The organism is Bacillus cereus group sp. N6, from assembly GCF_016483705.1.
GTDB classification, from domain to species: Bacteria; Bacillota; Bacilli; order Bacillales; family Bacillaceae_G; genus Bacillus_A; species Bacillus_A wiedmannii.
The window spans coordinates 1-23,078 of record NZ_JAEHBI010000030.1 but is presented as its reverse complement, the minus strand read 5'-3'; the positions used below and the strand labels follow the sequence as shown (position 1 = coordinate 23,078).

Sequence of the window (23,078 nt, the reverse complement as noted above, 5' to 3'; positions counted from 1 at the left end):
GTAAGTTCTCATACATTTTGCTAGCATATGTTCCGATCATGCTTCGGTCACCTTCTCCGTAGTTTCTGCTTGATTATTTGCAGCGTTGTGGAAGATGATTTTAATCGTCGTTCCTTTACCAACTTCAGAATCTAGTTTGACAGAGTGACCTAAATAATCACAAATTTTACTTACAATATAAAGTCCCATACCAGTAGATTCTCCGAATGCACGACCATTTTTCCCAGTGTAAAACGGTTCAAATACTCTTCGAATATCTTCTTGCGGAATACCAACACCTTCATCGCGAACTTCTAAAATAATATCTTTTCCGTTTCGGTAAGCAGATAGGAATACTTTCTTTCCGCGCTCACCAGAGTAACGAACTGCATTTGTCATTAACTGATAAATGATGAACTTTAGCCATTTCGCATCAGAAGCAACTTTTAAATCGGAATGAACTTCTAAAACAGGGAAGACCCCGTTTCGAATGAATAGTTCTTTTAATCCGTTAATATTTTTTGTTACCGCATCTTTTAATGAAATCGTCTCAACATGGAAATCTTCATGGAAGTTATTTAACCTTGCCATATATAAAGCCATATCGAGCCCTTGATTTAATCGTTCTAATTCTTTTTTGAATTTCGGAATCAAATGTTCATCTTCCATTTCGAGCACCATAAGCTGCATAACAGAAACAGGTGTCTTCATTTGATGCACCCAGTGGTTAATGAATAATTGATGTTCTTGTTGTTTTACTTCATACGATTGTAGTTCTTTTTGGAATAGACGATACTGCGTGCGCACGAGTTCATTTACACCGTGAGGCATCGGAGCAGTTGCTCTTTCAATAAACGCATCTTCCATTTTCTCTGGTTGCTCACTTAATCTATGGTACATTCTACGATTGCGGACGTAACGATAAGCGAGGAAACAAATGAATAAATATAAACTTAAAACGACGAAGTAAAATTTATTATTTTGAAATCCATCTACTGCATCATAAAGAACGAAAATGATGCCGAAGTTTAATACATATAGTAGAAAAAATGCAAAATGATCCCGTAAAAATAGCTTCATGCTTATTCACTCCAAGTTGCGTTAAAACGATACCCAAGTCCACGTACTGTTTCAATAGCATTTTCAATACCAAGCTCATTGAACTTTTTACGAAGACGCGTAATGTTTACGTTTAATGTATTTTCCTCAACGAAGCTTTCGTCATCCCATAGGGCAGCTAGTAAATCTTCACGGCTCGCTGTGCGAGGGAATTTAGATAATAACATTTCTGCTAAAATTGCCTCTTTCTTCGTTAAAAGAACTTGCTCAGCACCGAAATGAATTTCTGGGCGTTCTGGGAATAATTTTAGTCCTTCTACTTCAACGATACGTTCAGAAATGTTTGGTGCATAATCACCGTAAATACGGCGTAATTGACCTTTAATTTTCGCCATTACAACGTCATAGTGGAACGGTTTTGTAATATAATCATCTGCACCGCTTTCAATCGCCATAATTTGTTCCATCTCACCAGCACGAGCTGAAATGAAAATAATAGGACAAGTAGATTCATGACGAATTTGACGGCACCAGTAGAATCCATCGAATTTCGGTAAGTTTACATCAAGTAAAACAAGGTGTGGTTTCACTGCGTTAAACGATTCCATAATATCATCGAAGTTCTCCGCAACAACAGCTTCATAGCCGTATTTTTGAATGTGAGATTGTAGTAATGATGAAATATTTGGATCGTCTTCAACGATTAAAATTTTATACATATGTATACTCCTCCTAAAAAAACAATTGTAGCTATAGTGTATCATGTGTTTCAAGTCTTTTCATTATGTTGAAAGATAAGCTAGTAAACAGTATAGGTTAAAAGTGAGAAAAGTAAAAAGGGCTTATGTATAATTGACAATTAATTGGAAGTTATTTAATATTTAGATAAATATCTAAATGTCTAATTAGTGAAAGGAAGAAAGACATTGAATCAAGCATTCAAAGCATTAGCAGATCCAACAAGGCGAAAAATTTTGGACTTATTGAAAGAAGATGATTTAACTGCTGGTGAGATTGCTGAACATTTCAATATGACGAAGCCAAGTATTTCACACCACTTAAACGCACTTAAAAATGCTGAACTTATTCAAGATGAAAAAAAAGGGCAATTCGTTATGTACTCTTTAAATACAACTGTATTTCAAGATTTATTGACTTGGGTGTTTACATTTACGAATAAGGGGGAAGAGGGGAAATGAGGAAGCATATATTTCCGTTATTATTAATTGCTTTAACGATTATTGCATGGTGTGCCGCGTGGCCGCATTTACCGGAGGAGGTTCCGAGTCATTGGAATCTTGCTGGTGAGGTAGATGGACATATGTCAAAAATGGGCATGATGATTTTGGATGTTGCAGTTATGGTTTTTATATATGTGTTATTGACTTTATTGCCTAAGATAGATCCGAAGCATGGGAATTATAAGAAATTTTCTAAAGGATATAATGTAATGAATTATAGCGTATTAGTCCTATTATTTTTAGTAAGTATCATTGGAATTGGTGCTGGATTAGGTTATGACATTCCCATGAATAGTACACCGCATATTCTTGTTGGTCTTTTATTTATAGTCATCGGCAACTATTTACCACAATGTAAACCAAACTACTTTGTAGGTATAAAAACACCGTGGACATTAAGTAACGAGGAAGTGTGGAGGAAGACACACCGTTTTAGTGGAAAGGTGTTTGTTGTATTAGGAATTATTATGATGTTAAGTATTTTTGCCCCAGTAGTATGGAAAGCTTTCTTAATAATTGGGATTATTATCGGTGCAGTAGGACTAACGATGGGATATTCTTATGTTGCTTATAAAAAAGAACTAAAAATGTAAATAAAAGCTGCTTTTCCTTCTAAGGAAGAGCAGCTTTATTTCTTATTTCTTCAAAATCGGTATCCAAATTTCACTTTTAAAGTTTGGAGAAGATACATCTTTCTGTTCATTCCACAATATTTCCGGTCCTACCGCTAATTCATAGTTGGAAGAAGGAAACCATTCGGAATAAATGCGTCCCCATACATTTTGTAATGTTTCAGGAAATGGACCGACAGCTTCAAAGATAGCCCACGTTGAGGCTGTGACTTCAAGTTGCGCGAATTGCGCTGGACAATCCTTCGTTGTGGCTACTCCAATGTAGTGATCAAGTTCTCCCTTTTCCTCCATCCTTCCTTCAGAAAAGTTAGTAGAAGCACTAATAATTCCATTCGGTTCCATGTTTGAAAGGGACTTTAACGTTTGAATGGACTCTGGATTTAAACTCTTCCACATAGAAGCAATTTCTTCATTTACACCATTAAACACAATCGGTACTCGTTTCGTAATACCAATAATTCGAAATGGTTCTTTTTCTTTAATTCGATAATTCATTTCATTTCCTCCTTGAATCGATAACTGGAAGGTCATTGGTGAATAAGCTTTCAAAGAACGAATTGTACTTCGAGCTTCTGAAGGCGTTATACCGTGCAAGTTTTGAAAGGCACGTGTAAAGGAATCGGGTGAGTTGTATCCATATTTGATAGCGACATCAATGACTTTTGCATTGCTATCTTTTAGTTCAAAAGCAGCAAGAGTAAGACGTCTACAGCGAATATATTCTGACAGTGATATGCCGGCTAGGAAAGAAAACATTCTTTTAAAATGATATTCGGAGCAGAAAGCTATTTTTGCGACTTCTTTAAAATCAATTTCGTTTGTTAAGTTGTTTTCAATATATTGCATTGCCGCATTCATGTTTTTAAGTGAATCCATACGATGACCTCCTTGTTAAATAGAATAGCAGGAACAAAATAGCTCCATCCGACATTTCATGCACAACTTTGTAGGGGACATTTTTAACCTTACAAAATTGTAATGTTCCTGTAAGGAGAATGAATGGATGGCATGATATCCCAATGTTATAGTAACAAAGTACTTTTGTTCAGTAGGTTAAATTTTGATTTCTCTACTTACCGGCCTTACATAACTGTCATGTTTGTGTAAGAAACATCGATAGTGGTAAGAGTAGAGAGTGTATATAGTTGAAAATAGAGAATAGAAGAAATGAGGGATGTCGAGATGAAAACAGTGTTAGAAGCAAAAAATATTGAAAAAGTGTATGACACGGGTGGTAATAAATTTGCAGCGTTAAAAGGTATTAACTTACAAGTAAAAGAAGGTGAGTTCGTTGGAATTATGGGACCTTCTGGTTCGGGTAAGACGACTTTGCTAAACGTTCTTTCTACAATTGATAATGCGACGAACGGTGAAATTTTAATTGATGGAAAAGATATCGTGAAGATGAACGATGATAAATTAGCGTTATTCCGCCGCGATCATTTAGGGTTCATTTTCCAAGATTATAATTTATTAGATACGTTAACGGTAAAAGAGAACATTGCGTTACCTCTTGCGTTATCAAAGGTGAAAGCAAGTGAGATTGATCGCCGCGTTCTTGAAATCTCAAAGAAATTCGGTATTGATCATATTTTAAGTCAGTTCCCATATCAAGTGTCGGGCGGACAGAAGCAGCGCTGCGCAGCATCGCGTGCGATCGTTACAAGTCCTAGTATGATTTTCGGGGACGAGCCGACTGGAGCGCTTGATTCTAAATCAGCGACAGATTTACTTGAAAGTATGAAGTCGTTAAATGAATATGATAATTCTACAATTTTAATGGTAACGCACGATGCGTTTGCGGCGAGTTACTGTAAACGAGTTATTTTCATTAAAGATGGTGAGTTATATAAAGAATTGCACCGCGGTGAATCAACACGTAAACAGTTCTTCCAAAAAGTCGTTGACGTAATGTCTTCTATTTCTGGAGGTATGGCTGATGACCTTATCTAGCATTGCCCTCCGCAACATACAGCGGAATTTTAAAGACTACTTTGTATATTTTGCATCTATGATCTTTAGTATCGTCATTTATTTTACATTTAAGGCGTTGCAGTATAATTCACAAATGGAAAAAGCTGCGGAAGCTTCTAAAAAAATTAGCGGTGCATTTCAAGTTTCAAGTGTCATGCTAATTATTTTCGTAGCGGTGTTCATTATATATTCGAACGGTTTCTTTACACGAAAACGTAAAAAAGAAGTTGGGCTATATTCCTTATTAGGAATTCGTAAAAGACAAATTGGTAAAATGCTGTTTTATGAAAATATGTTAATGGGATTAATGTCTTTAATTATCGGAATTGCGATCGGTAGCGTTCTTTCAAAACTATTCCTTGAACTACTAATAAGTATGATGGGAATAAACTTAAACGTTCATTTTGAAATACCGATGGCCGCAGTTATTGATACAGCACTTATTTTCTTTGTGATTATTTTGTATACATCACTTCAAGGATATCGTTTAATTTATCGCTTTAAGCTAATTGAACTTTTCCGAGCGGAACGCGAAGGAGAAGCAATGCCAAAAGGATCCGTAGTGATGGCGTTAATTTCAGTTTTCTTAATCGGTTCAGGTTATTTCTTAGCGTTAATGTACATGAAAGCAGTTATGTATGCAGACTTTATGGTCGTTGCATTATACATTTTACTAGCGACAGTAGCAGGAACTTATTTATTGTTTATGTTCTTCACAGTATTTGTATTGAAGCGAGCAAGAAATAATAAGTCAGCATTTTATAACGGTATGAATATGGTAACGACATCGCAACTACTATATCGCATTAAAGGAAACTCGAAATCACTAGCAACAATTGCTATTTTAAGTGCAGTGACATTAACAGCGGTTGGTACGTCAGTTACGATGTATTACAACACATTTACGCAATCAAAAGTTGCAGCACCGTATAGTTATTCTTATGAGAAAAAAGATGAAGCACTAGATAAAAAGGTAAAAGAAATACTTGCTGGAGAGAAGAGCAATCATCCAGTGACATATGAGTCAGAAGTTGAAATGATTCCTGTGAAGGGAACATTTAAAGGTGAAAGAGCAGATCAAGTGCTGAACACACACTATAATGTTACGAAGCAGTACCAGCTTATTTCTCAATCAAGCTTTAATACAATTGCGAAACGTTTAGATGTAGAACCTGTAAATTTAAGTGCGAATGAAGCTTTTGTATATGATAGCCTCTATATTGAAAAACTCGATTTTGGTCCTCTTTATACAGGAAATAAAGCTGTATTTCCTGTTGGGAATGAATCGAAAGAGCTAAACATTAAAGGTGTAAATAGTAGAAGTCTTACAAACTTAAATGAACTATTTGTAATCGTTCCAGATCAAACATATGAGCAGGCGAAACAAGTATATGAAACACGCGCTGTAAAAAATATTGATGTAAAAGGTGAGCGAAATAGTAAAGAGTTAACAGCGAAATTAGCAAACGTTATGCCAGCAGGCGAATCGGAAGTTTTAAAACCATTTAACGATTTCTATACAGGATTCCAAATGGGAATTGAAACGACAGGTTTAATGATGTTCATTGGGCTATTCTTAGGATTAGTTTTCCTATTAGCGACAGGCTCAATCATTTACTTTAAGCAGCTTACAGAAGCAAGTGCTGACCATGATCGTTACGTTGTTCTTCATAAAATTGGTGTAACGAAGCAAGAGATGAAGAGAGCTATCGCAAAACAAGTGAGCTTTATCTTTGCTATTCCGTTAATTATTGGTATTTTACACAGTTTATTTGCACTAAAAGGTTTATCAAATATATTACCATTCGAAATTATGATCCCGCTCCTAATTAGTATTGGAGTATATGGCATCATTTATATCGGATATTACTTCCTAACAGTTCGTTCTTATTATAAGATTGTGAGTGCGAAATAATAAGTGAAGCTGCGAGAAAATAAGAAAGCCATTTACCTAATTTTTTATGAGGTGAATGGCTTTTTTTACGTTCTAATTATAATGAGGAGATAATTAACGCGCATCGATTATGTCGATGAAACTAAAAGTATGCTTTCGGTCAAAGGCATCTATGCAAAGTAAAGAACGCTTCAAAGGATTTAATTCCATTACAGTCATATAACTTGTAGGGAAATAACCATCTTTATAATAAGTGATCAATATTTCTTTTTCTGAAATGTAAGAGCGTAATAAAGTATCTTCAATTTTGTCTCTATCATCATAGGGTGATACTATTTGCGATTCTTTCATATCAGTCGATTTTGATATATTTGTACTACTCATGCTTTCTATTCTCCTAACAATATATTTTCTATATGGGAAGGCTAATTACTATGGAAGTACCTTGTGTGATAGAACGAAGTAAGTATGGATGATTGGGAGCAGGATTGGCTTCGTACTAAAAAATTATCAAATTCATTCACTTATTTATAGTAATTATTTGTCATTCTTGTACTTTTTTGAATGGGATTCAAACTTTATTAAGGGGAATAAATCGATGTGATGAAGGTGAGCTAGTATGACAACTATCTCACCTTCTATATTAAGTAAGCATTTTTATATAACGGTATGATTTTCACGATATTGTCTAGGCGTCATACCCGCAATTTTTTTGAAGACTCTTGTGAAATAACTTTGATCATTAAAATTAAGCCAGGCACAAATATCTGATAATGGATAAGTCGTTAATGTTAATAATTTTTTAGCTTCTTCTACTCGTTCTCTCTGGATGTATTCAATTAAAGGAATTCCCACTTCTTTTTTAAATAGTTTTGATAAATAAGTAGGGGAAATATGTAAAAGGTTAGCAAGATCATTCAAAGATATTTCATCGTAAATATGCTTGTTAATATAATTGAGGCACGTAGTAATGGAATTAGAATATGCTTGATTATGATATTCTTTTACACGTTCTGCAAAAGTACATAATGCATCTTCAATTAACCTATTTACGGAATACATGTTATCTAGTTTCTCAATCGTTTGTATATATAAAGTACCGAGTGAAAAAGCAATATGCGATGGAAGATTACCGTCTATCGCATATCGAATAGCTAGCGTAATGGCGATAATGCCATTATTTTTTTGGTTTCTAAGCTGATCTCCTTTAGACCAAATTGTCGCATCTTCTTGGGGGAATGAATACGCATATTGTATGACCTTTTCTGTATTGCCTTCTTTAATGGCTGAAAAAAATTTGCGTTCCAATGATATGTCATAATTTTGCGGATCATGCCGGCGACGTTTTGAAATGTATAAATCAGGATTTACGATTTTATAAGAAACATCTTCGAGTAATTTATTCTCTTTCCAGACAATATCTCTATCTAATTTTTCATTAAAAATGACGTAATGTAACCAAATACTTATATCAATTAACGTGCTTTTTTTAATCTCGGGTAGAAATTGATAGTAATCTACTCCTTGTTGCATTTTATTATTACAGTTGAAATACTTCATCAGTTTAATCGCCATTTCATCTGATACTTTTGGATAGGTAGTCGGGCCGATTATAATTGTACCTTTTATATGTTCATGATTTGTTATATGGATGCTAATGAAATTTTCAAGATACTTATTTCCTTTGAAAATTGGAAAATTGCAAGGTACGTTTTCTTGATAAATTTCATTAAGATGTTCTTCTTTAGAAGAATAAAATGGACTACCAATTGTATGAGAAGTAGATTCATATACAATTTTTTTATCAGTAGATAGAAATTGAACAGGAACATGGAATGTTCTATGTACAAGGTCACATAAGTGCTGTAGGTCGATGGAATTATTCATTATCTTCTCCTTTTAAATAGTTTTGGAATACCACATATTCAGACTCAAATCTATATTTCTTATTATTTGCCTTTGTTTGCTTATATGAAAATAATTACATATATTGGATAATGATGAAAGTTGATTTACAAATTAATTTCCGCAGATAGTGCATGAAAATAAACGTAGTGATGGTACCTTCCATAAAAGTTCTTTTTATATCTATTATACCAAATTAATGAATATAAAAGAGGTAATTATATATGGAATAAGAAATGTTTCATTCTTCATAAAATCTTAAGAAATCTCCTTAATTTTTGTTAAGAAACGATAGTTATACTTAGAAACAAGTTGAAAACTATCGAACGAATGGGGAGAGGGTTACATGCAACTCATAACATTCTTGCATGAATTTATAAAACATCCGAAACATACTGGTGCGATTGCGCCAAGTTCAAAAATATTAGCAAGGAAAATGGTAGATGTAATTGATTTTAATAGAGCGAAATACATCGTAGAGCTAGGGCCTGGTACAGGGGTTTTCACGAAAGAAGTTATGAAGAGAAAGAAGAAGGAAACGATATTTCTTCTTATTGAAATTAATGAAGTGTTTTGCAAAGAATTACAGAGAAAGTTTAAAAATGAGCAGAACGTCATTGTTGTACACGGCTCAGCTGAAAATATAAAGAAGTATATGGAAGAGTTCAATATAGAATGCGTTGATTACGTCTTATCGGGATTACCTTTTGCTTCTTTACCAGAAGAAGTTTCAAAGCGCATTTTAAACAATGTAATGGAGGCGATACATGAGAATGGTGAATTTATTACATTTCAATATTCACTTGTGAAAAAAGGATTTATACAGCATTTCTTTCCTGAAATTACGCTCGAAAAAGTGTGGCTCAATTTCCCACCAGCGTACATCTTTAGCTGTAAAAAAGAGCTAAGGAGAGCGTATGCATAATGGAATTACATGAATTATTATCTTATATTGAACAGTACGGTTATTGGGCACTATTTTTCTGTTTATGGTTAGGTATTATCGGTATGCCAATTCCAGACGAAATGATCGTAATGAGTGGTGGTTTTGTCTCTTCATTAGGGATATTAAATGTCATTCCAGCATTTTTATTAACATATTTAGGCGTTGTATCTGGACTATCTTTAGGTTATATATTAGGAAAAATATTTGGTACGAAAGTACTTGATAAGCTAATGAAAAAGAAAAAGGCGAAATATCTTTTGAAATCTCAACAAATGGTAGAGAAGTATGGCCATTATGCGTTAGTCACAAGTTACTTCATACCAGTTGTAAGACATATCGTACCGTATTTAGTTGGAATGAATAACATGTCATTTAAGGTGTATGCTTTGTATTCTTATACGACAGGATTTGTTTGGACACTCGTTTACTTTGTACTCGGTTCTTTATTTGGACAACATATTGAAAGTATTGTAGCAATCGCGATAGAGTATGGCGTGTATTTTGGCGGGATTGTTTTTGTTGTTGTGAGTGGTGCTTATTTGTATAAGCAAAGAAGAAGTACGGTGATGAGTAAGTAAATAAATAGAATGAGGGCTTACGCTTATTGAGAGTAGTATAAAAGGGAGAGTTATTTTGTAGAATAACTCTCCCTTTTAATGTAATAGCTTTTCATTATTTACATTAGGTGTTGTTTGAAATACAGTTATATAAATTGTTAATATGATTGTATTGATTAGATTAGCTAGTATAGTCATAAAATCACTTGATGGAGTGATAAGAACAAAGATTGAAAATATGGCAGAAGCAAGTGGAATAAACTTTTGTAGTGTAGTTAACTTTCCGTCTTTATGAAGCTTCGAAGATTGAAAGAAGCAAAGTAAGAAAATAAAGGACGTAAATAATAATCCTAGATAGCCCCATCCATCTTCAATATACCAAGGTAAAAAGCTCATTCTTGATGTGAAAATAAATAAATTGAATACTAACGTGCTAATGATTAGCGTATTTAAAATCGTGATATTTGTTTGTTTTTCCATTTGAATTATACTCCGAAATTTATTTTATCCCGTATTAAAGGGCAGTAAAATCCCCACTGATTAAAGTTTTACTTTATTGAGATGTTTTTGCCATTTCCATAAATCGCTGTTCAATTTCATCGAAATCGAATGAATGGCATATTCTGCGGTCTTCTTTATCTAAAATTCGATAATGTTGAGATAAAATATTTTGTTGTATTTGATAACCGTTTAATTCTTTTATTTGTCGCCACCACACTTTTCCGCCTAACGTCTTCGGGAAGTTCGTATTGTAATGTGTAAAGGCGATTGTTTTTATAATTTCATTCACATCATCTCCAAATGTCATTTGGACTGTATCGCTCTGTTCGAAGAGTGTTACGACACAAACTGCACCTGACCATGTTAGCGTGCGTCTTCCTTTTTCGATTTCGACTAATGTTTTCTTTGATAAACCAATAATTTCTGACATTTTATCTTGTGATAAATCATTTTCAACACGGATGAGTTTTAATTTTGAATTAACGAGTTCAATAAATTTTTGTTTATCCATAATGCAGCTCCTTTTTCTTATAGTGTAAAATTACACTAAAGGTGTAATTTTGTCAATTGGAGTGTAAAAAGTTATTTTTTGTCTATTTCAATCTTTTTAATTAATATTTCACTTTTAGTTTAAGAAAATGTTAAGAAATCGAACGAGTTTCTATTAAGAAATAAGCTCTATACTTAGAAAAACCTTAAAGAAAACATAATGAAAGGCGGAATATAGATGAAAAGATTTATTTTTGGATCACTACTTGTTATCGTCGCAGGAGCGGCATATTTATTAAATGGGAGCGCTGGGTTTGATAGAATGAATCCATTTCTTGATATAGAGCACCATTATGCAATAATTGATAACGATGGTAAAGAATTAGATGGAAATAAAGGTCGTGAATATAAAGTGAAAGCTTATGATGAAAATGGTAAGAAAAAGACGTTACAATTGACGGAGTAGATGAATTACCAAAAGATTCATACTGGCATGTGCTTACGAGAGGTAAGTTTTTATATGATAAAGTGCAAGTAACACTAGATAAAATTCCTGATGGAGCGAAGGTGAAGTTAGGATTATAAGTATAAAACCGATTCTCAATGAGAGAATCGGTTTTATTATTGTATGGTAAAATTTAGTTGATGGAGGCGAGAGTGATGCTACTTATTGTTAGTCTTATTTTAATTGGATTTATGTGTAGTATGAGAATAGTATCATTACATATGATAGAACGAGAAAAGATAGAAGAGCGATATGTATATTGCCCAAAATGTAATGCGAAAATTAGGAGAGGCAATTCTGCTCCTTTTTGTTCGAAATGTAATTTAATATTTTAACTATAGGAAATCCAAAATCATTTTGTATGGTTTTGGATTTTTTACACGAAAGCGTAAGAAAGAAATAGGTCTTTACTCTTTACTAGGTATTGGAAAAAAAGAAATAGGCAAAATGCTGTTTTATGAAAATACGTTAATGGTTTTACTATCGATTAGTAATCGGCATTGTAATTGGTAGTTTACTTTCAAAATCATTCCTTCAGTTATTAGTAAGCATGATGGAATTAGGCGTAAACGTTCATTTTGAAGTACCGATTGGAGCGGTTATTGATACAGCATGTATTTTTTTGTTTCATTTTTCTTTATACATCTTTTAAAGGATATAGCGTTATTTATATTAGTTATTATTTCTTAACGGTTCATTCTTATTTTCGGATTGTGAGTAAATGAAAATAGTGATAAAGTCTTTCGTTTTTTATTAGCTAAAATGAGGTGTGCATAACTAAGGTTTGATAAGGGGAATTTGAAACAGAAAAGAGATGGGAAAACCATCTCTTTTCTGTTTCAATGTTTTACGCTATTATCTATTTTCTTTCTATTCACATATAGGAAATGCATCTTGTAGATAAGGAGAAAGATAATCCTTTATTCTAATATTTAAAGTGGAGAAAAGCAGAAGTTAGAGCTTTTGTAATAAACGCTCGCTACTATTCATATCATTTTTGCATAATGGACATTTTGGTTCTTCTTCTAATGAAAAATTTTTACGCATCCATCCACGGCAGTCTTTTGCCGTGCATTCCCATATAGCTATCGCTTCGGGATCTTCTACAGGCTTATCATTTTTTCTCCAATACATGTGATCGCTCCTCTAAAGTGAAAAGTTTTTTTGAAAAAATAAAAAGGTTGTTAACATTTTTTGTTAACAACCTTTTACTTATTAATTATACTGTATTTTTCGCAAAAATGCGAAGTTTAGTAATTATTAAAGTATAATAAAGTATTGATTACACAACCGCAGGATTATAAATCATCGTAAAGTGTCCTTGTAATAGTTCAATATGACAAGGTGTATGAAGCGAGCTTTCTCCATCTGTATCTACTTCTTTTTCTTCTTCTGTTTCAATATGAATGGATTTCGCTTTTACATGGAAGATGTCATTTTCATTTGAGTCTTCAAATAGTTTCTTCCCGATATAATCTTTAAACGCTTGAATACCGGTTGATTTTACGACGAAAATATCAAGTGTTCCGTCGTCGCACTTTACGTTTGGAATAAAGGACGGGATACCGCCAAGATATTCACCGTTTCCAACCATAACAAGGACGGCTTCGTCTTCATATACTTGTCCATCGTACGTAATTTTTACGGGGAATGTTTCAGCATTTTTGACAGTTCGAATGGTGCTTAAATAGTAACCAATTTTCCCAAGCTTTGCTTTCTCTTCCGCATCGATATTGTTTGATACTTCAGAGACAAGTCCAATGCCCCAGAAGTTTAAGAAGTGTAGGTCATTTGCTTTTGCGACGTCAACTGGTTTTACATGTCCTTGTGTAATAAGTTTTGCTGCTTCTGCGATGTTTTGCGGAACGCCAAGTGTGCGAGAGAAGTCATTGCAAGTTCCGCCTGGAATGATTGCAAGTGTAGGTCTAGTTTCAAGAGGTGCTAAGCCATTTGTGCATTCAAATACAGTGCCGTCACCACCAAAGACGATAATTAAATCTACTTTACTAGCAAACTCCTGACAATATTTTGTTGCATCACCTTGCTTTTTCGTATGAAGGATATGTAAGTCAGGAAAAGCTGCCGCAAGAGGTGGTACAATTTTCGTTAAATTCGTATGTAAATCGCCTTGCCCTGCTTTTGGATTTACGATGAGGAGTACTTTTTCAAATTTTGTTTTTGTCATTTTTATTCTCTCCCTTTGTCTTTTACGAATCGTGATAGAAAATAAACTTCCACCAGTAATTGATGGTGGAAGTTTATTCTATTATATTATTCCGTTACAACTGAAGCGATAAATGGTAAGTTACGATATTTTTCTGCGCAGTCGATACCGTAGCCAACGATAAATTCGTCTGGAATTTGGAAGCCAACATATTCAGCTTTTAAGTCCACTTTACGACGCTCAGGTTTATCAAGTAACGTACAGAATTTCAATGCTTTCGGTTTATGCATAAAGAAGTGATCTTTTAAGAAGTGAAGTGTTAAACCAGAATCGATAATATCTTCTACGACAATTACGTTTTTTCCAGTAATGTTTACATCGATATCTTTTAATAGTTTTACTTTGCCAGTTGTTTCTGTTTGATTTCCGTAGCTAGATGCAGAAATAAAGTCGATTGTTACATCGTTTTTAATGTGACGAATTAAATCGGCAGCGAATACGAAAGATCCTTTTAATACAGCGATTACTACGATTTCTTCTCCTTCAAAGTCACGTTCGATTTGAAGTGCTAGTTCTTTTACTTTTTCTTGTAATTGTTCTTCAGAAATTAAAGTATCTTTTATTTCAAGATTCATTGGAGTCCTCCTACAGTGTAAAACTTGTGAACATTTCGACTGTAAAGGAAAGAAGGGGAAAAGTCAAAGAAGATATAAGTTTTTTACAGAAATCCCCACAAAATAGTCAGATGATATGATATACTGATCATATAAAGAAAACGCTTCCAAAAGGGTGATTATGATGAGAAAGAAAGAGTATACAAGTACAACATTTATAAAAGCATTACTTTTAACAATTGTTCTTGGTAGTTTGGCTTACATAATTGATGTACCAGCGATTCGAATTTCACTAATTGGAATGACTTTAGTATTAGGCGCAATTTCCCACGGTATGATGTCACAGCTACAAGAAGCTGGAGTGGATCATATGAAAGATCATATAGATAAGAAATGAGAAACCTTCACGTATAGAGAGTGAAGGTTTTTTGTTTCTTACAAAAATGTAAGGTAGTTGTAAGGCAAATCGATAGTTGCATAGTATTGTTTTGGATAAACTATAGGTGTAAGGTAAAAGGCAAGCATATTTTAGGTAAATTAAGTTTTAGGCACTCTATATGTGAAAAAGGAGTAGGAGGGCATGGAGAAACGTTGGACGACCTTTTCTTTTTTAGCAACTAGCAACACCGTAATGCTAGCTGGCGAAATGGATTTTTTGCACTTGTTTGATCGAGAAGACGATCATTCTTCTTCTAAATTTACAATGAAATGGAATAAATGGAGCGAAAGTTGTAGGTTTGAAGAAGAGGCCCCTAACGAAGAGCAAAAGATTATTTTGACAAACCCTATTAAAGCGTGGGTTGTTCAACGTCGTAAGTGTAACGTCAAAAATCACTTAAAGAAAACTGAGCCGAGACAATTAGTTATCGCTCCGGCCCGTTCTACTTCTAAATCACGCGAAAGTAACATGTAAATATTGAGACACACACCCGAAAAAACATCGTATATATTGCGATGTTTTTTTATTTTTCTACAATGAAATCTTTAAATGAAATATATTTCATCTGCATCTTATATTTATATCTCTTGTTTATTCTAGTGATACATCCGATGCGAAGTGATGTAAAACGTATAAAAGGGGAGAAATAAAATGAAAAAGAAACTATTACCAATTTGTGCAATGGTACTTTTAACAGTGGGATATTCTTCAGTAGCAAGCGCGGATACTGGAACAGTAACAAAGGAAGAACAGGCGCAACTGCAACAAGATAAAGCGAAAAAAGAAGCAGCGATTAAAGAACAGCAAAAAGGTGAAGAAGAGAAAAAGAGAATAGCGCAAGAGCAGTTGAAAAACGATAAGGCGAAAAAAGAAGCAGTGATTAAGGAACAGCAAAAAAGTGAAGAAGAGAAAAAGAGAATAGCACAAGAACAGTTAAAAAATGATATGGCAAAAAAAGAAGCGGCACAAGTACAACAAAAAAATGGTGCGGTAAAAAAAGAAGTAGCGAAGCCAGCTGTACAAGGTGAAAAATTACCAAACACAGCATCCAATAATGTAGCAATGATGGCACTAAGCGCATGCCTTGTAGGGATAGGGACATTATTTGGTTTGAATCGTCGCAATAAAGTTAAGGCGTAAATAAAATATTGTCCTATAAAGAATGGAATAATTTCATATATTAAAAATGGTAGGTTATTCCTACCATTTTTGGCATGGAGGGATGAAACATGAAGTTACTCAATTATATCGGTATCATATTGATGGCTATAGGGCTATTTATGGGAGCATATTACGCTATGGAATGGTATAAAGGAAAAAGCTCTGCTCAACAATTAACGAAAGAAGAATTAAAGAGCCTTGAAAATATACAACATAATCAACTTTCTTACGAAACACCTGTAACTTCCCAAGTACCTTCTTCTCAAACAGAACATAAAGAAGGAGAAAAGGTTGCACTATTAAATATACCGAAAATAAAGAAGAAGTTTTCTATATACTGGGGAGCGGATGATGCAACGTTGAAGAAAGGAGTTGGAATGTTCGTTAGTGATTTAACGACAACGCCATCTGGAGGGGGACATACTGTACTGAGTGGACACCGGGATACTGTATTTACAGATTTAGGAGAGTTAAAAGAAAAAGACACTCTTGTTTTAGAGTATGATAATAAAACTTACACATACGAAATTCAAAAGATATGGATTACCCATGCGGATGATCGTACTGTTATTATAAAAAAAGAAGAACCGATATTAACACTAACGACTTGCTATCCATTTGATTATATAGGGGATGCACCAGATAGATATATTATCGAGGCGAAGTTAAAGGCTAGTTATTCAAAATGAAGTGATAGTTTCTGAAAGCGGAAGGGGGATACATAAGTTATGTCAAAAAACATTTTAATTGTGGAAGATGAAGATATTTTGCGTGAAATATTAAAAGATTATTTTTTGAGCGAGCAATATGTGGTGTTTGAAGCAAGAGATGGGAAAGAAGCTTTAGTTGTATTTGAGGAAGAAGAGGTTGATTTAGTTATTTTAGATATTATGTTGCCAGAACTTGATGGATGGTCTGTTTGCCGCAGAATTCGTAAAACATCTGAGGTTCCTATTATTATGCTGACGGCACGTGTAGATGAAGATGATACGTTACTTGGATTTGAACTTGGGGCGGATGACTATGTGACGAAGCCGTATAGCCCACCAATTTTATTAGCAAGAGCGAAAAGGCTGTTAGAAAGTAGAAAAGTAACGAAGCAACTTCTAGAGAATGAAGATGATACATTATCCATCCACGGTATTCACGTCCACTTCCCATCGCGCACTGTTACGGTAGATAGGACAGACATTAATTTAACACATACTGAATTTGAAATATTAGCGTATTTCATGAAAAATCAAGGGATTGTTTTAACGCGAGAGCAACTCATTTCAAGAATTTGGGGATATGAATTTGCTGGTGACGATCGAACGGTTAATAGTCATATTCGTAATTTAAGAAATAAATTAGGAGAGAAAGCAAAGTGCATTACAACTGTAGTACGAACAGGTTATAAATTTGAGGGGAATGTATGAGAAAGGGGATTGTACTAAAATTATTTGCCCTCACAACAGCATTATGTATGTTAATTTTAGCGACGATATTTATTGGACAAACGATATTTTTTAAACAATATTATGCGAATCGAAAAGTAGAAGATATTAAAGTGAATTTAAATTCCTTTGAGAAGAGTTATTTGAATTATGCAGGAAGTGCAGAAGGAATTCAGAAGCTGGAGCAAGACTTTTTAAGAGAAAATAATACGTGGATTACAACGTTAGATCAGAATGGGAATTTAAAACATGCGGATGATTTTTATTTTGAAGTAACGATAGATCGTAGGCAACAAAAGAGCTTTGGACAACAAATATTCAAAATTCCTTTATACAATCTCGTCAATATAGAAGAGATTGATAATAAATCATACGATCAGTTTCTAGGCCAAGGAATTTCTTTTTCTGGAGTGAAAAAAGAAGATAGTTTTATTCCATTCTCTTTCTCGTTATCTAAGCAGAATTTAAGCGGATCTAATAAACCGTTAGAAAAAGCATTTAAGGAGAAAATGAGTAAATTAGATGAGGAGAAAAAGAAAGCAGCTGAGGAACAAGTAGGTAAGGAAAAGAAGCCGGCTGTTCAGGAGCAAGCTGCCCAAGAACCAGATGTTTACATAGGTGGGTTTGTTACAAAAGTACAGTTTCCAGATGTAAAAGGTCTTGTAAATCCAATTTATAAAAATAGTCTATTCTTAGATAGCATAAAAGAGTTTCAAACGGATGTATTACTAAATGAAAGTAATCAAATAGAATATTCAATAAAGACAATGGACTATGAAAAAAATGATATTAAATATAAATTATTAATCAAACCAATGGAAGAAAGAGACGGATCGGTAACATATATTTATGCAATGGCCTCTTTACAGCCTGTAGATGAAGCTGTACAAATGGTGCAAGATTACTACATTTACATCATTGCATTTGTAGTCGTTCTTATTTTTCTAGCTTCGTTCTATTATTCAAAACAAATTGCAAAGCCGTTATTAAAAATAAATGATACGACGAAGAAAATAGCACACTTAGATTTCACAGAACAAATACCGATTACTTCAAAAGATGAAATTGGTGATTTATCGAAAAATATTAATGTATTATCTAATAAGCTCCATTCGCATATTGGACAGCTAGAACAAGATATTGAAAAGGAAAGAAAGTTAGAAAATACGCGGAAAGAATTTATTTCTGGTGTTTCGCATGAATTAAAAACACCGCTGAGTATTATGAAAAGCTGTATTTCTATTTTAAAAGATGGAGTAGCTGAGCATAAAAAAGAATACTATTTTCAGGCAATGGAACGAGAAGTAGATAAAATGGATACTTTAATTTTGGATATGCTTGAGTTAGCTAAATTTGAGTCAGGTACATATAAAATGAAAAAGGATGTATTTTATATCGATACAGTAATTGAAGATATATGTGAACACCTTTCTGTGGACATAGAGAAAAAAGAACTTCATGTGCATAAAAATCTATGTTCATTTGAAGTAGTCGCAAATCAAAGTCGGATTGAACAAGTAATCGTGAACTTCATTACGAATGCCATACGTTATACACCGAATAAAGAGGATATTGTTATTTCTACAATAGATGAGAAAGATCGTATAAAAGTGTGTATTGAAAATAAAGGTACTCACATTGAAGAAGAGCAATTAGATAAAATTTGGGACCGTTTTTATCGCGTGGATGCAGCTCGCCAGCGTTCACAAGGTGGAACTGGGCTTGGTCTAGCTATTTCTAAAAATATTTTAGAACTGCACGATGCTGGATATGGGGCAGAAAATACAGAAGACGGTGTATTATTTTACTTTTATTTACCGAAAAAAGCGTAGATGATGGATGCTACGCTTTTTTAATTTATTTTCATATTATCTTTACCTAATCTTTATTTTTAAGCGATATAATCTGGTTAGAAAATGAGGTTATGTAAGGAGTCGATGAACCGTGCATAGCAAGTGGCTAAGTATAATGGTATTTATTTTCTTTTGTGCATTTATTGTATTTTTAATTGATATTACGATATAACAAAAAGAGCGCTTATTAAGCGCTCTTTTTGTTTGAATTTATTTGATAAGCATTGATGCTTTTGAATAAGCGTGGTGAAGTGAGGAATAAAAATATAAGTAAAACTGTACATAAAATAAAAGAACCGAGCATTGTACTGCCGTTTACGATTAATGAATATAACACAGCTGATTGACCTTTCGGTGCATATTGTCCCCAGAAAATAATGCCGGCAATAAAGTGGCAGAAATAGCGAGCAAAGCTACCGATAAATGTAGCAAGGATAATATAAGCAAGGACTTTCTTACCTTTGTTTTGTTTTGATGAAGGTTTATCTTTACGGCTACCTAAATTTGATTGTTCTAAGTTATTTTCATTAGACGTTAAAAGTGCTTTTTGAATTGGACGATAGAATAAGCCAGCAAATCCGATAAAAGCAAAGGCAATGAAGTACTCAATGAATGCTTGAACAGGTGTTAAAATGTAAGCATCTCCCACGACAATTTGTAATAGTCCCCAAACTAAACCACCTAAGAAAGCTGATTTAAAGCCCCAGCGGTATGCGATAATAAAAATAGGAATCATAGCAAATGAGATGGAACCGCCTGTTGGAAGTTTAATTGATAATGGTAAAATATCGATGACCAAGGCGAAGGCTGCAAGAATTGCAGATTCGATCATCGCTTGTAAATTGGTGTTACGCATGTTGTCTCCCCCTAAATCCAAGTTGTACAAAAAAGAATAGATATCATAGGAGGATACGAAATACGTAAATAAAAAAGAGGTATGTATTTCGGACGTTTGCACAATCCCTGCGTTAGCATTAACTAACAGGTTCGAAGGGTCGGAACGAAGTGTTCCCTCTCAGCGGCATGGCTCCCCCAGTGATAACGAGATTCTTTATTTGCTATTGTTTATTGTAAGCGAAATGGATGAGAATGGCAAATAAATACGGTATGACAATTATTGAAATAGAATTGTAGTGAAATGTTAATAAATATGAAGCAAAAGGGTATAGTACAAGAGAAATAGATTGTGCTATAATTTTTTTGAAAATAATTATCATTCTCTTCTGAGGGGGAAGGTTATGAGCTTAGTAGATATTAAAATTGGTGAGAAAGTTTTAGTGAAAAGTGTTCAGTCTTTAGATCAGTTATTAAAGCGTAGACTAGCTGCTTTCGGTCTAGCTGAAGGAAGCGAACTTCGCATGAAGCAGAAAGCGATGTTCAAAGGTCCTTGTACATTGGAGTGTCGTGGACAATTAATTAGTATTCGTCATTGTGACGCGAAAATGATAAAGGTGGAATTAGCGTGAATAAGGTAGCTTTGCTAGGGAATCCGAATACAGGGAAGACATCATTATTTAATGCACTTACTGGTTCTTATGAATACGTAGGAAACTGGAGCGGTGTAACAGTAGAAAAGAAGGTTGGTAAATTAAAAGATAAGCAAGGAACATTAATTGATTTACCAGGTGTTTATGATTTGAATCCAGTTTCGCGTGATGAAGGTGTCGTTACAAATTTTCTACTAACAGACGAATTTCATCATATGTTAAATATAGTGGATTCTTCGCAATTCGAGAGAAATATGCATTTAACGTTGCAATTACTTGAATTTGGAAAGCCGGTTTCAATTGGATTAAATATGGTCGATGTGGCAAAGCAACGAGGAATTATAATTGATGTAAAACGGTTATCAGAACTATTAGGTGTAACAGTCGTTCCTGTCGTTGCAAGAAGCGGAAAAGGCTGTGAAGAACTACTTGCGACTCTTAAAGAAAATGACAAAAACGAGAAAAAACCATTCATTATTTCATATGGTGTACAGATGGATGAAGGAATTGGAGAGGTAATAGCTCTTTTAGAGACAGCGAATTATAAGCATCCAAGATGGTTAGCCCTTCAATTTTTAAGCAATAACGAAGTAGTAGAAAAAGAAATGAAAGCATTACCAATTTATAAGGAACTTGTAGCCATTCGATCTCGCTTAGAAGGAAAACTTGATTGTACGTTGGAAGAGCACATTTACAAAATTCGTGAAGCGTATATTGAAAAGTTAAAAACAAATGTTATGAAGCATGAGAAAGAAGGAAAAATCCCTTTTTCGGAAAAAATTGATAGATTAATTACACATAAAATTTTAGGACTTCCAATCTTTTTAGCAGTTATGTTTTTTATTTTTCAGGTTACGTTTACGTGGATTGGTACACCTTTATCGGATATGTTAGATGAATTTTTTGGTGGACAGCTTACGGATTGGGTAACGGCTGGGCTCACAAGTGTTGGAGCTTCTGATTTTATTCAAGCGCTCGTTACAGAAGGTATTATTGCCGGTGTTGGTGCGGTATTAGTATTCGTTCCACAAATCTTTGCACTATTCTTTTTCATTTCATTATTAGAAGACTCAGGATATATGGCGCGAATTGCAGTTGTTATGGATAGAATTATGGAGTTCTTCGGTTTAAATGGAAAAGCATTCATTCCGATGATTATCGGTTTTGGATGTAACGTTCCAGGTATTATGGCAGCGAGAACGATTGAACAAGAAAAAGAACGTTTACTTACAGTTCTTGTAACACCATTTATGTCTTGTTCGGCACGTTTACCTGTATACGCATTATTTGCGGGAGTATTCTTCCCTCATAGTCAGGCAACTGTTGTGTTTTCTTTATATGTTGCAGGTATTGTTCTTGCATTATTAGTTACAAAAATTATGTCTCTTACAATTTTAAAAGCGGAAAAGTCTATTTTCGTCATTGAACTACCTCCTTACCGCGTGCCACAAGCGAAAACGTTATGGCTAAGCACGTGGGAGAAAGGTAAGGGATTTGTTCGTAAAGCAGGTACATTCATCTTCGGTGGTTCTGTTGTCATTTGGTTATTAAACTATGCAGGTCCATCAGGATTTGGTGTTGATATGGGAGATAGTTACTTAGCGATGATTGGTGGATTTATTGCGCCACTATTTGCACCGCTCGGCTTTGGAACGTGGCAAGCTGCAGCATCTCTTTTAACAGGATTTTTAGCGAAAGAAGTTGTCGTTTCTACAATGGCAATTATTTATGCGGTGAAAGAAGATGTGCTTGGAAATGTAATGGGAGCACATTATACTGCGTTATCAGCATATGCATTTATGTTCTTTATTTTATTATATGTTCCGTGTTTAGCGACAGTAGCTGTTATTAAACGTGAAACAGGATCAACGAAGTGGACGATTTTCTCTGTCGTTTATCCACTCGTTGTTGCTTATGTATTAACGTTCATTATATACCAAGTTGGATCCTTACTCGGATTCTAGAAGGAGATGTATTAGAGTGATGGTCAATATTATAATCGGAGCTATCATTTTTGGTTATGCAGCATACACGTTAGCTAATTTTGTAAAGAGAAGTAAAAAGGGAAAATGCGCAGCATGTTCTTTAAATAAATCATGTCAGTCGCAAACTTGTAGTCCGGATATGGAGCAAGTTGCTCATAAATAGAAAAAAGCTTTGCGCATTTGAACTGCACCCCAATTGTTAGACACAGTCTAACAATTGGAGGTGCAGTTTTTTGTATGACAAAATTTACGAAGGA

General features: G+C 34.2%; 27 protein-coding genes, 2 pseudogenes and 1 riboswitch. Of the genes and pseudogenes, 18 read left to right on the top strand and 11 right to left on the bottom strand.

Annotated elements, in window-relative coordinates; translation table 11 throughout:
* Positions 1-36: 36 nt before the first annotated feature.
* Both JDS99_RS19685 and JDS99_RS19680 read right to left on the bottom strand, forming a co-directional pair.
* Positions 37-1,059: a sensor histidine kinase gene (locus JDS99_RS19685; protein ID WP_000765339.1), complete on the bottom strand. Its 1,023-nt coding sequence runs from the start codon at positions 1,057-1,059 to the stop codon at positions 37-39.
* A gap of 2 nt (positions 1,060-1,061) precedes the next feature.
* Complete coding sequence (locus tag JDS99_RS19680) at positions 1,062-1,757, bottom strand: response regulator transcription factor (protein WP_000276736.1); 696 nt, start codon at positions 1,755-1,757, stop codon at positions 1,062-1,064.
* A gap of 207 nt (positions 1,758-1,964) precedes the next feature.
* Here JDS99_RS19680 and JDS99_RS19675 point away from each other — a divergent pair, with 207 nt between their 5' ends.
* Together JDS99_RS19675 and JDS99_RS19670 are read left to right on the top strand one after the other, a co-directional pair.
* Complete coding sequence (locus tag JDS99_RS19675) at positions 1,965-2,237, top strand: autorepressor SdpR family transcription factor (protein WP_088064669.1); 273 nt, start codon at positions 1,965-1,967, stop codon at positions 2,235-2,237.
* On the top strand, positions 2,234-2,872 hold the full coding sequence (locus tag JDS99_RS19670; RefSeq protein ID WP_088064668.1) for an SdpI family protein: 639 nt from the start codon (positions 2,234-2,236) through the stop codon (positions 2,870-2,872). Before JDS99_RS19675 ends, JDS99_RS19670 begins: the two co-directional genes overlap by 4 nt.
* A gap of 42 nt (positions 2,873-2,914) precedes the next feature.
* Here JDS99_RS19670 and JDS99_RS19665 read toward each other — a convergent pair whose 3' ends face one another.
* A complete protein-coding gene (locus JDS99_RS19665; RefSeq protein WP_199695564.1) occupies positions 2,915-3,787 on the bottom strand; it encodes an AraC family transcriptional regulator in 873 nt (290 codons plus the stop codon).
* Positions 3,788-4,093: 306 nt separating this feature from the next.
* On the opposite strand from JDS99_RS19665, the gene JDS99_RS19660 reads away from it, so the two are divergent.
* Positions 4,094-4,864 carry an ABC transporter ATP-binding protein gene (locus tag JDS99_RS19660; RefSeq protein ID WP_000859659.1) on the top strand — a complete coding sequence of 257 codons (771 nt, stop codon included), beginning with the start codon at positions 4,094-4,096 and terminating at the stop codon, positions 4,862-4,864.
* Positions 4,851-6,800 carry an ABC transporter permease gene (locus JDS99_RS19655; protein WP_199695563.1) on the top strand — a complete coding sequence of 650 codons (1,950 nt, stop codon included), beginning with the start codon at positions 4,851-4,853 and terminating at the stop codon, positions 6,798-6,800. The genes JDS99_RS19660 and JDS99_RS19655 overlap by 14 nt, the downstream gene beginning before the upstream one ends.
* A gap of 93 nt (positions 6,801-6,893) precedes the next feature.
* On the opposite strand, the gene JDS99_RS19650 is transcribed toward JDS99_RS19655, so the two are convergent.
* Together JDS99_RS19650 and JDS99_RS19645 are read right to left on the bottom strand one after the other, a co-directional pair.
* Positions 6,894-7,163, bottom strand: a complete 270-nt coding sequence (locus JDS99_RS19650; RefSeq protein WP_097908087.1) for a YolD-like family protein — start codon at positions 7,161-7,163, stop codon at positions 6,894-6,896.
* Positions 7,164-7,436: 273 nt separating this feature from the next.
* Complete coding sequence (locus JDS99_RS19645; RefSeq protein ID WP_088609434.1) at positions 7,437-8,666, bottom strand: helix-turn-helix domain-containing protein; 1,230 nt, start codon at positions 8,664-8,666, stop codon at positions 7,437-7,439.
* 364 nt (positions 8,667-9,030) lie between these two features.
* On the opposite strand from JDS99_RS19645, the gene JDS99_RS19640 reads away from it, so the two are divergent.
* Both JDS99_RS19640 and JDS99_RS19635 read left to right on the top strand, forming a co-directional pair.
* Complete coding sequence (locus JDS99_RS19640) at positions 9,031-9,609, top strand: class I SAM-dependent methyltransferase (RefSeq protein WP_097908086.1); 579 nt, start codon at positions 9,031-9,033, stop codon at positions 9,607-9,609.
* On the top strand, positions 9,609-10,208 hold the full coding sequence (locus tag JDS99_RS19635; RefSeq protein ID WP_097908085.1) for a DedA family protein: 600 nt from the start codon (positions 9,609-9,611) through the stop codon (positions 10,206-10,208). Before JDS99_RS19640 ends, JDS99_RS19635 begins: the two co-directional genes overlap by 1 nt.
* A 75-nt stretch (positions 10,209-10,283) precedes the next feature.
* Here the strand turns inward: JDS99_RS19635 and JDS99_RS19630 are convergent, their stop codons facing one another.
* Together JDS99_RS19630 and JDS99_RS19625 are read right to left on the bottom strand one after the other, a co-directional pair.
* A complete protein-coding gene (locus JDS99_RS19630) occupies positions 10,284-10,667 on the bottom strand; it encodes a hypothetical protein (protein WP_199695562.1) in 384 nt (127 codons plus the stop codon).
* Positions 10,668-10,740: 73 nt separating this feature from the next.
* Positions 10,741-11,199 (bottom strand): helix-turn-helix transcriptional regulator, encoded by a 459-nt coding sequence (locus tag JDS99_RS19625; RefSeq protein WP_000360776.1) that lies wholly within the window; start codon positions 11,197-11,199, stop codon positions 10,741-10,743.
* A 216-nt stretch (positions 11,200-11,415) separates the two neighbouring features.
* Here JDS99_RS19625 and JDS99_RS19620 point away from each other — a divergent pair.
* The 3 genes and pseudogenes from JDS99_RS19620 to JDS99_RS19610 form a co-directional block, all read left to right on the top strand.
* Positions 11,416-11,762, top strand: a pseudogene (locus JDS99_RS19620) (YxeA family protein).
* 75 nt (positions 11,763-11,837) lie between these two features.
* Positions 11,838-12,017: a hypothetical protein gene (locus JDS99_RS19615; RefSeq protein ID WP_088059977.1), complete on the top strand. Its 180-nt coding sequence runs from the start codon at positions 11,838-11,840 to the stop codon at positions 12,015-12,017.
* A gap of 19 nt (positions 12,018-12,036) precedes the next feature.
* Positions 12,037-12,353: pseudogene (locus JDS99_RS19610) on the top strand (FtsX-like permease family protein); the annotation flags it as partial.
* A 283-nt stretch (positions 12,354-12,636) separates the two neighbouring features.
* Here the strand turns inward: JDS99_RS19610 and JDS99_RS19605 are convergent.
* The 3 genes from JDS99_RS19605 to hpt all read right to left on the bottom strand — a co-directional run bounded on the left by JDS99_RS19605 (position 12,637) and on the right by hpt (position 14,481).
* Complete coding sequence (locus JDS99_RS19605; protein WP_000289924.1) at positions 12,637-12,816, bottom strand: cold-inducible protein YdjO-related protein; 180 nt, start codon at positions 12,814-12,816, stop codon at positions 12,637-12,639.
* Positions 12,817-12,964: 148 nt separating this feature from the next.
* Positions 12,965-13,867 carry a diacylglycerol/lipid kinase family protein gene (locus tag JDS99_RS19600; RefSeq protein WP_000167910.1) on the bottom strand — a complete coding sequence of 301 codons (903 nt, stop codon included), beginning with the start codon at positions 13,865-13,867 and terminating at the stop codon, positions 12,965-12,967.
* A gap of 86 nt (positions 13,868-13,953) precedes the next feature.
* On the bottom strand, positions 13,954-14,481 hold the full coding sequence (gene hpt, locus JDS99_RS19595; protein ID WP_001047287.1) for a hypoxanthine phosphoribosyltransferase: 528 nt from the start codon (positions 14,479-14,481) through the stop codon (positions 13,954-13,956).
* Between the two features lie 160 nt (positions 14,482-14,641).
* Here hpt and JDS99_RS19590 point away from each other — a divergent pair, with 160 nt between their 5' ends.
* The 6 genes from JDS99_RS19590 to JDS99_RS19565 all read left to right on the top strand — a co-directional run bounded on the left by JDS99_RS19590 (position 14,642) and on the right by JDS99_RS19565 (position 19,328).
* Positions 14,642-14,857: a hypothetical protein gene (locus JDS99_RS19590; protein ID WP_097908581.1), complete on the top strand. Its 216-nt coding sequence runs from the start codon at positions 14,642-14,644 to the stop codon at positions 14,855-14,857.
* 183 nt (positions 14,858-15,040) lie between these two features.
* On the top strand, positions 15,041-15,373 hold the full coding sequence (locus tag JDS99_RS19585) for a hypothetical protein (RefSeq protein ID WP_046199459.1): 333 nt from the start codon (positions 15,041-15,043) through the stop codon (positions 15,371-15,373).
* Positions 15,374-15,550: 177 nt separating this feature from the next.
* The gene (locus JDS99_RS19580; RefSeq protein ID WP_097906933.1) at positions 15,551-16,039 is read left to right on the top strand and encodes an LPXTG cell wall anchor domain-containing protein; all 489 of its coding nucleotides are present in this window, start codon (positions 15,551-15,553) and stop codon (positions 16,037-16,039) included.
* 89 nt (positions 16,040-16,128) lie between these two features.
* A complete protein-coding gene (locus JDS99_RS19575) occupies positions 16,129-16,749 on the top strand; it encodes a class D sortase (RefSeq protein WP_097906934.1) in 621 nt (206 codons plus the stop codon).
* Positions 16,750-16,788: 39 nt separating this feature from the next.
* On the top strand, positions 16,789-17,478 hold the full coding sequence (locus JDS99_RS19570) for a response regulator transcription factor (RefSeq protein ID WP_060486642.1): 690 nt from the start codon (positions 16,789-16,791) through the stop codon (positions 17,476-17,478).
* Positions 17,475-19,328: a sensor histidine kinase gene (locus tag JDS99_RS19565; protein WP_097906935.1), complete on the top strand. Its 1,854-nt coding sequence runs from the start codon at positions 17,475-17,477 to the stop codon at positions 19,326-19,328. The genes JDS99_RS19570 and JDS99_RS19565 overlap by 4 nt, the downstream gene beginning before the upstream one ends.
* A 208-nt stretch (positions 19,329-19,536) precedes the next feature.
* Here the strand turns inward: JDS99_RS19565 and thiT are convergent, their stop codons facing one another.
* Entirely contained in the window at positions 19,537-20,205 is a 669-nt protein-coding gene (thiT, locus tag JDS99_RS19560) for an energy-coupled thiamine transporter ThiT (protein ID WP_088609439.1), read from the bottom strand.
* Positions 20,206-20,291: 86 nt separating this feature from the next.
* A riboswitch (TPP riboswitch) is annotated at positions 20,292-20,393 on the bottom strand.
* A gap of 194 nt (positions 20,394-20,587) precedes the next feature.
* Here thiT and JDS99_RS19555 point away from each other — a divergent pair.
* From JDS99_RS19555 to JDS99_RS19545, 3 genes are read left to right on the top strand one after another with little or no spacing between them, the layout of a single operon-like run.
* Positions 20,588-20,815 (top strand): FeoA family protein, encoded by a 228-nt coding sequence (locus JDS99_RS19555; RefSeq protein ID WP_088609440.1) that lies wholly within the window; start codon positions 20,588-20,590, stop codon positions 20,813-20,815.
* Positions 20,812-22,800 (top strand): ferrous iron transport protein B, encoded by a 1,989-nt coding sequence (gene feoB / locus JDS99_RS19550; protein ID WP_199695561.1) that lies wholly within the window; start codon positions 20,812-20,814, stop codon positions 22,798-22,800. Before JDS99_RS19555 ends, feoB begins: the two co-directional genes overlap by 4 nt.
* 16 nt (positions 22,801-22,816) lie before the next feature.
* Entirely contained in the window at positions 22,817-22,984 is a 168-nt protein-coding gene (locus JDS99_RS19545) for a FeoB-associated Cys-rich membrane protein (RefSeq protein ID WP_199695560.1), read from the top strand.
* The last annotated feature ends 94 nt before the right edge of the window (positions 22,985-23,078 follow it).

Coding starts and splice junctions, on each gene's coding strand:
- JDS99_RS19685 (WP_000765339.1), bottom strand. CDS start 1,059: ATGAAGCTATTTTTACGGGATCATTTTGCATTTTTTCTACTATATGTA.
- JDS99_RS19680 (WP_000276736.1), bottom strand. CDS start 1,757: ATGTATAAAATTTTAATCGTTGAAGACGATCCAAATATTTCATCATTA.
- JDS99_RS19670 (WP_088064668.1), top strand. CDS start 2,234: ATGAGGAAGCATATATTTCCGTTATTATTAATTGCTTTAACGATTATT.
- JDS99_RS19665 (WP_199695564.1), bottom strand. CDS start 3,787: ATGGATTCACTTAAAAACATGAATGCGGCAATGCAATATATTGAAAAC.
- JDS99_RS19660 (WP_000859659.1), top strand. CDS start 4,094: ATGAAAACAGTGTTAGAAGCAAAAAATATTGAAAAAGTGTATGACACG.
- JDS99_RS19655 (WP_199695563.1), top strand. CDS start 4,851: ATGACCTTATCTAGCATTGCCCTCCGCAACATACAGCGGAATTTTAAA.
- JDS99_RS19650 (WP_097908087.1), bottom strand. CDS start 7,163: ATGAGTAGTACAAATATATCAAAATCGACTGATATGAAAGAATCGCAA.
- JDS99_RS19645 (WP_088609434.1), bottom strand. CDS start 8,666: ATGAATAATTCCATCGACCTACAGCACTTATGTGACCTTGTACATAGA.
- JDS99_RS19640 (WP_097908086.1), top strand. CDS start 9,031: ATGCAACTCATAACATTCTTGCATGAATTTATAAAACATCCGAAACAT.
- JDS99_RS19635 (WP_097908085.1), top strand. CDS start 9,609: ATGGAATTACATGAATTATTATCTTATATTGAACAGTACGGTTATTGG.
- JDS99_RS19630 (WP_199695562.1), bottom strand. CDS start 10,667: ATGGAAAAACAAACAAATATCACGATTTTAAATACGCTAATCATTAGC.
- JDS99_RS19625 (WP_000360776.1), bottom strand. CDS start 11,199: ATGGATAAACAAAAATTTATTGAACTCGTTAATTCAAAATTAAAACTC.
- JDS99_RS19615 (WP_088059977.1), top strand. CDS start 11,838: ATGCTACTTATTGTTAGTCTTATTTTAATTGGATTTATGTGTAGTATG.
- JDS99_RS19605 (WP_000289924.1), bottom strand. CDS start 12,816: ATGTATTGGAGAAAAAATGATAAGCCTGTAGAAGATCCCGAAGCGATA.
- JDS99_RS19600 (WP_000167910.1), bottom strand. CDS start 13,867: ATGACAAAAACAAAATTTGAAAAAGTACTCCTCATCGTAAATCCAAAA.
- hpt (WP_001047287.1), bottom strand. CDS start 14,481: ATGAATCTTGAAATAAAAGATACTTTAATTTCTGAAGAACAATTACAA.
- JDS99_RS19590 (WP_097908581.1), top strand. CDS start 14,642: ATGATGAGAAAGAAAGAGTATACAAGTACAACATTTATAAAAGCATTA.
- JDS99_RS19585 (WP_046199459.1), top strand. CDS start 15,041: ATGGAGAAACGTTGGACGACCTTTTCTTTTTTAGCAACTAGCAACACC.
- JDS99_RS19580 (WP_097906933.1), top strand. CDS start 15,551: ATGAAAAAGAAACTATTACCAATTTGTGCAATGGTACTTTTAACAGTG.
- JDS99_RS19575 (WP_097906934.1), top strand. CDS start 16,129: ATGAAGTTACTCAATTATATCGGTATCATATTGATGGCTATAGGGCTA.
- JDS99_RS19570 (WP_060486642.1), top strand. CDS start 16,789: ATGTCAAAAAACATTTTAATTGTGGAAGATGAAGATATTTTGCGTGAA.
- JDS99_RS19565 (WP_097906935.1), top strand. CDS start 17,475: ATGAGAAAGGGGATTGTACTAAAATTATTTGCCCTCACAACAGCATTA.
- thiT (WP_088609439.1), bottom strand. CDS start 20,205: ATGCGTAACACCAATTTACAAGCGATGATCGAATCTGCAATTCTTGCA.
- JDS99_RS19555 (WP_088609440.1), top strand. CDS start 20,588: ATGAGCTTAGTAGATATTAAAATTGGTGAGAAAGTTTTAGTGAAAAGT.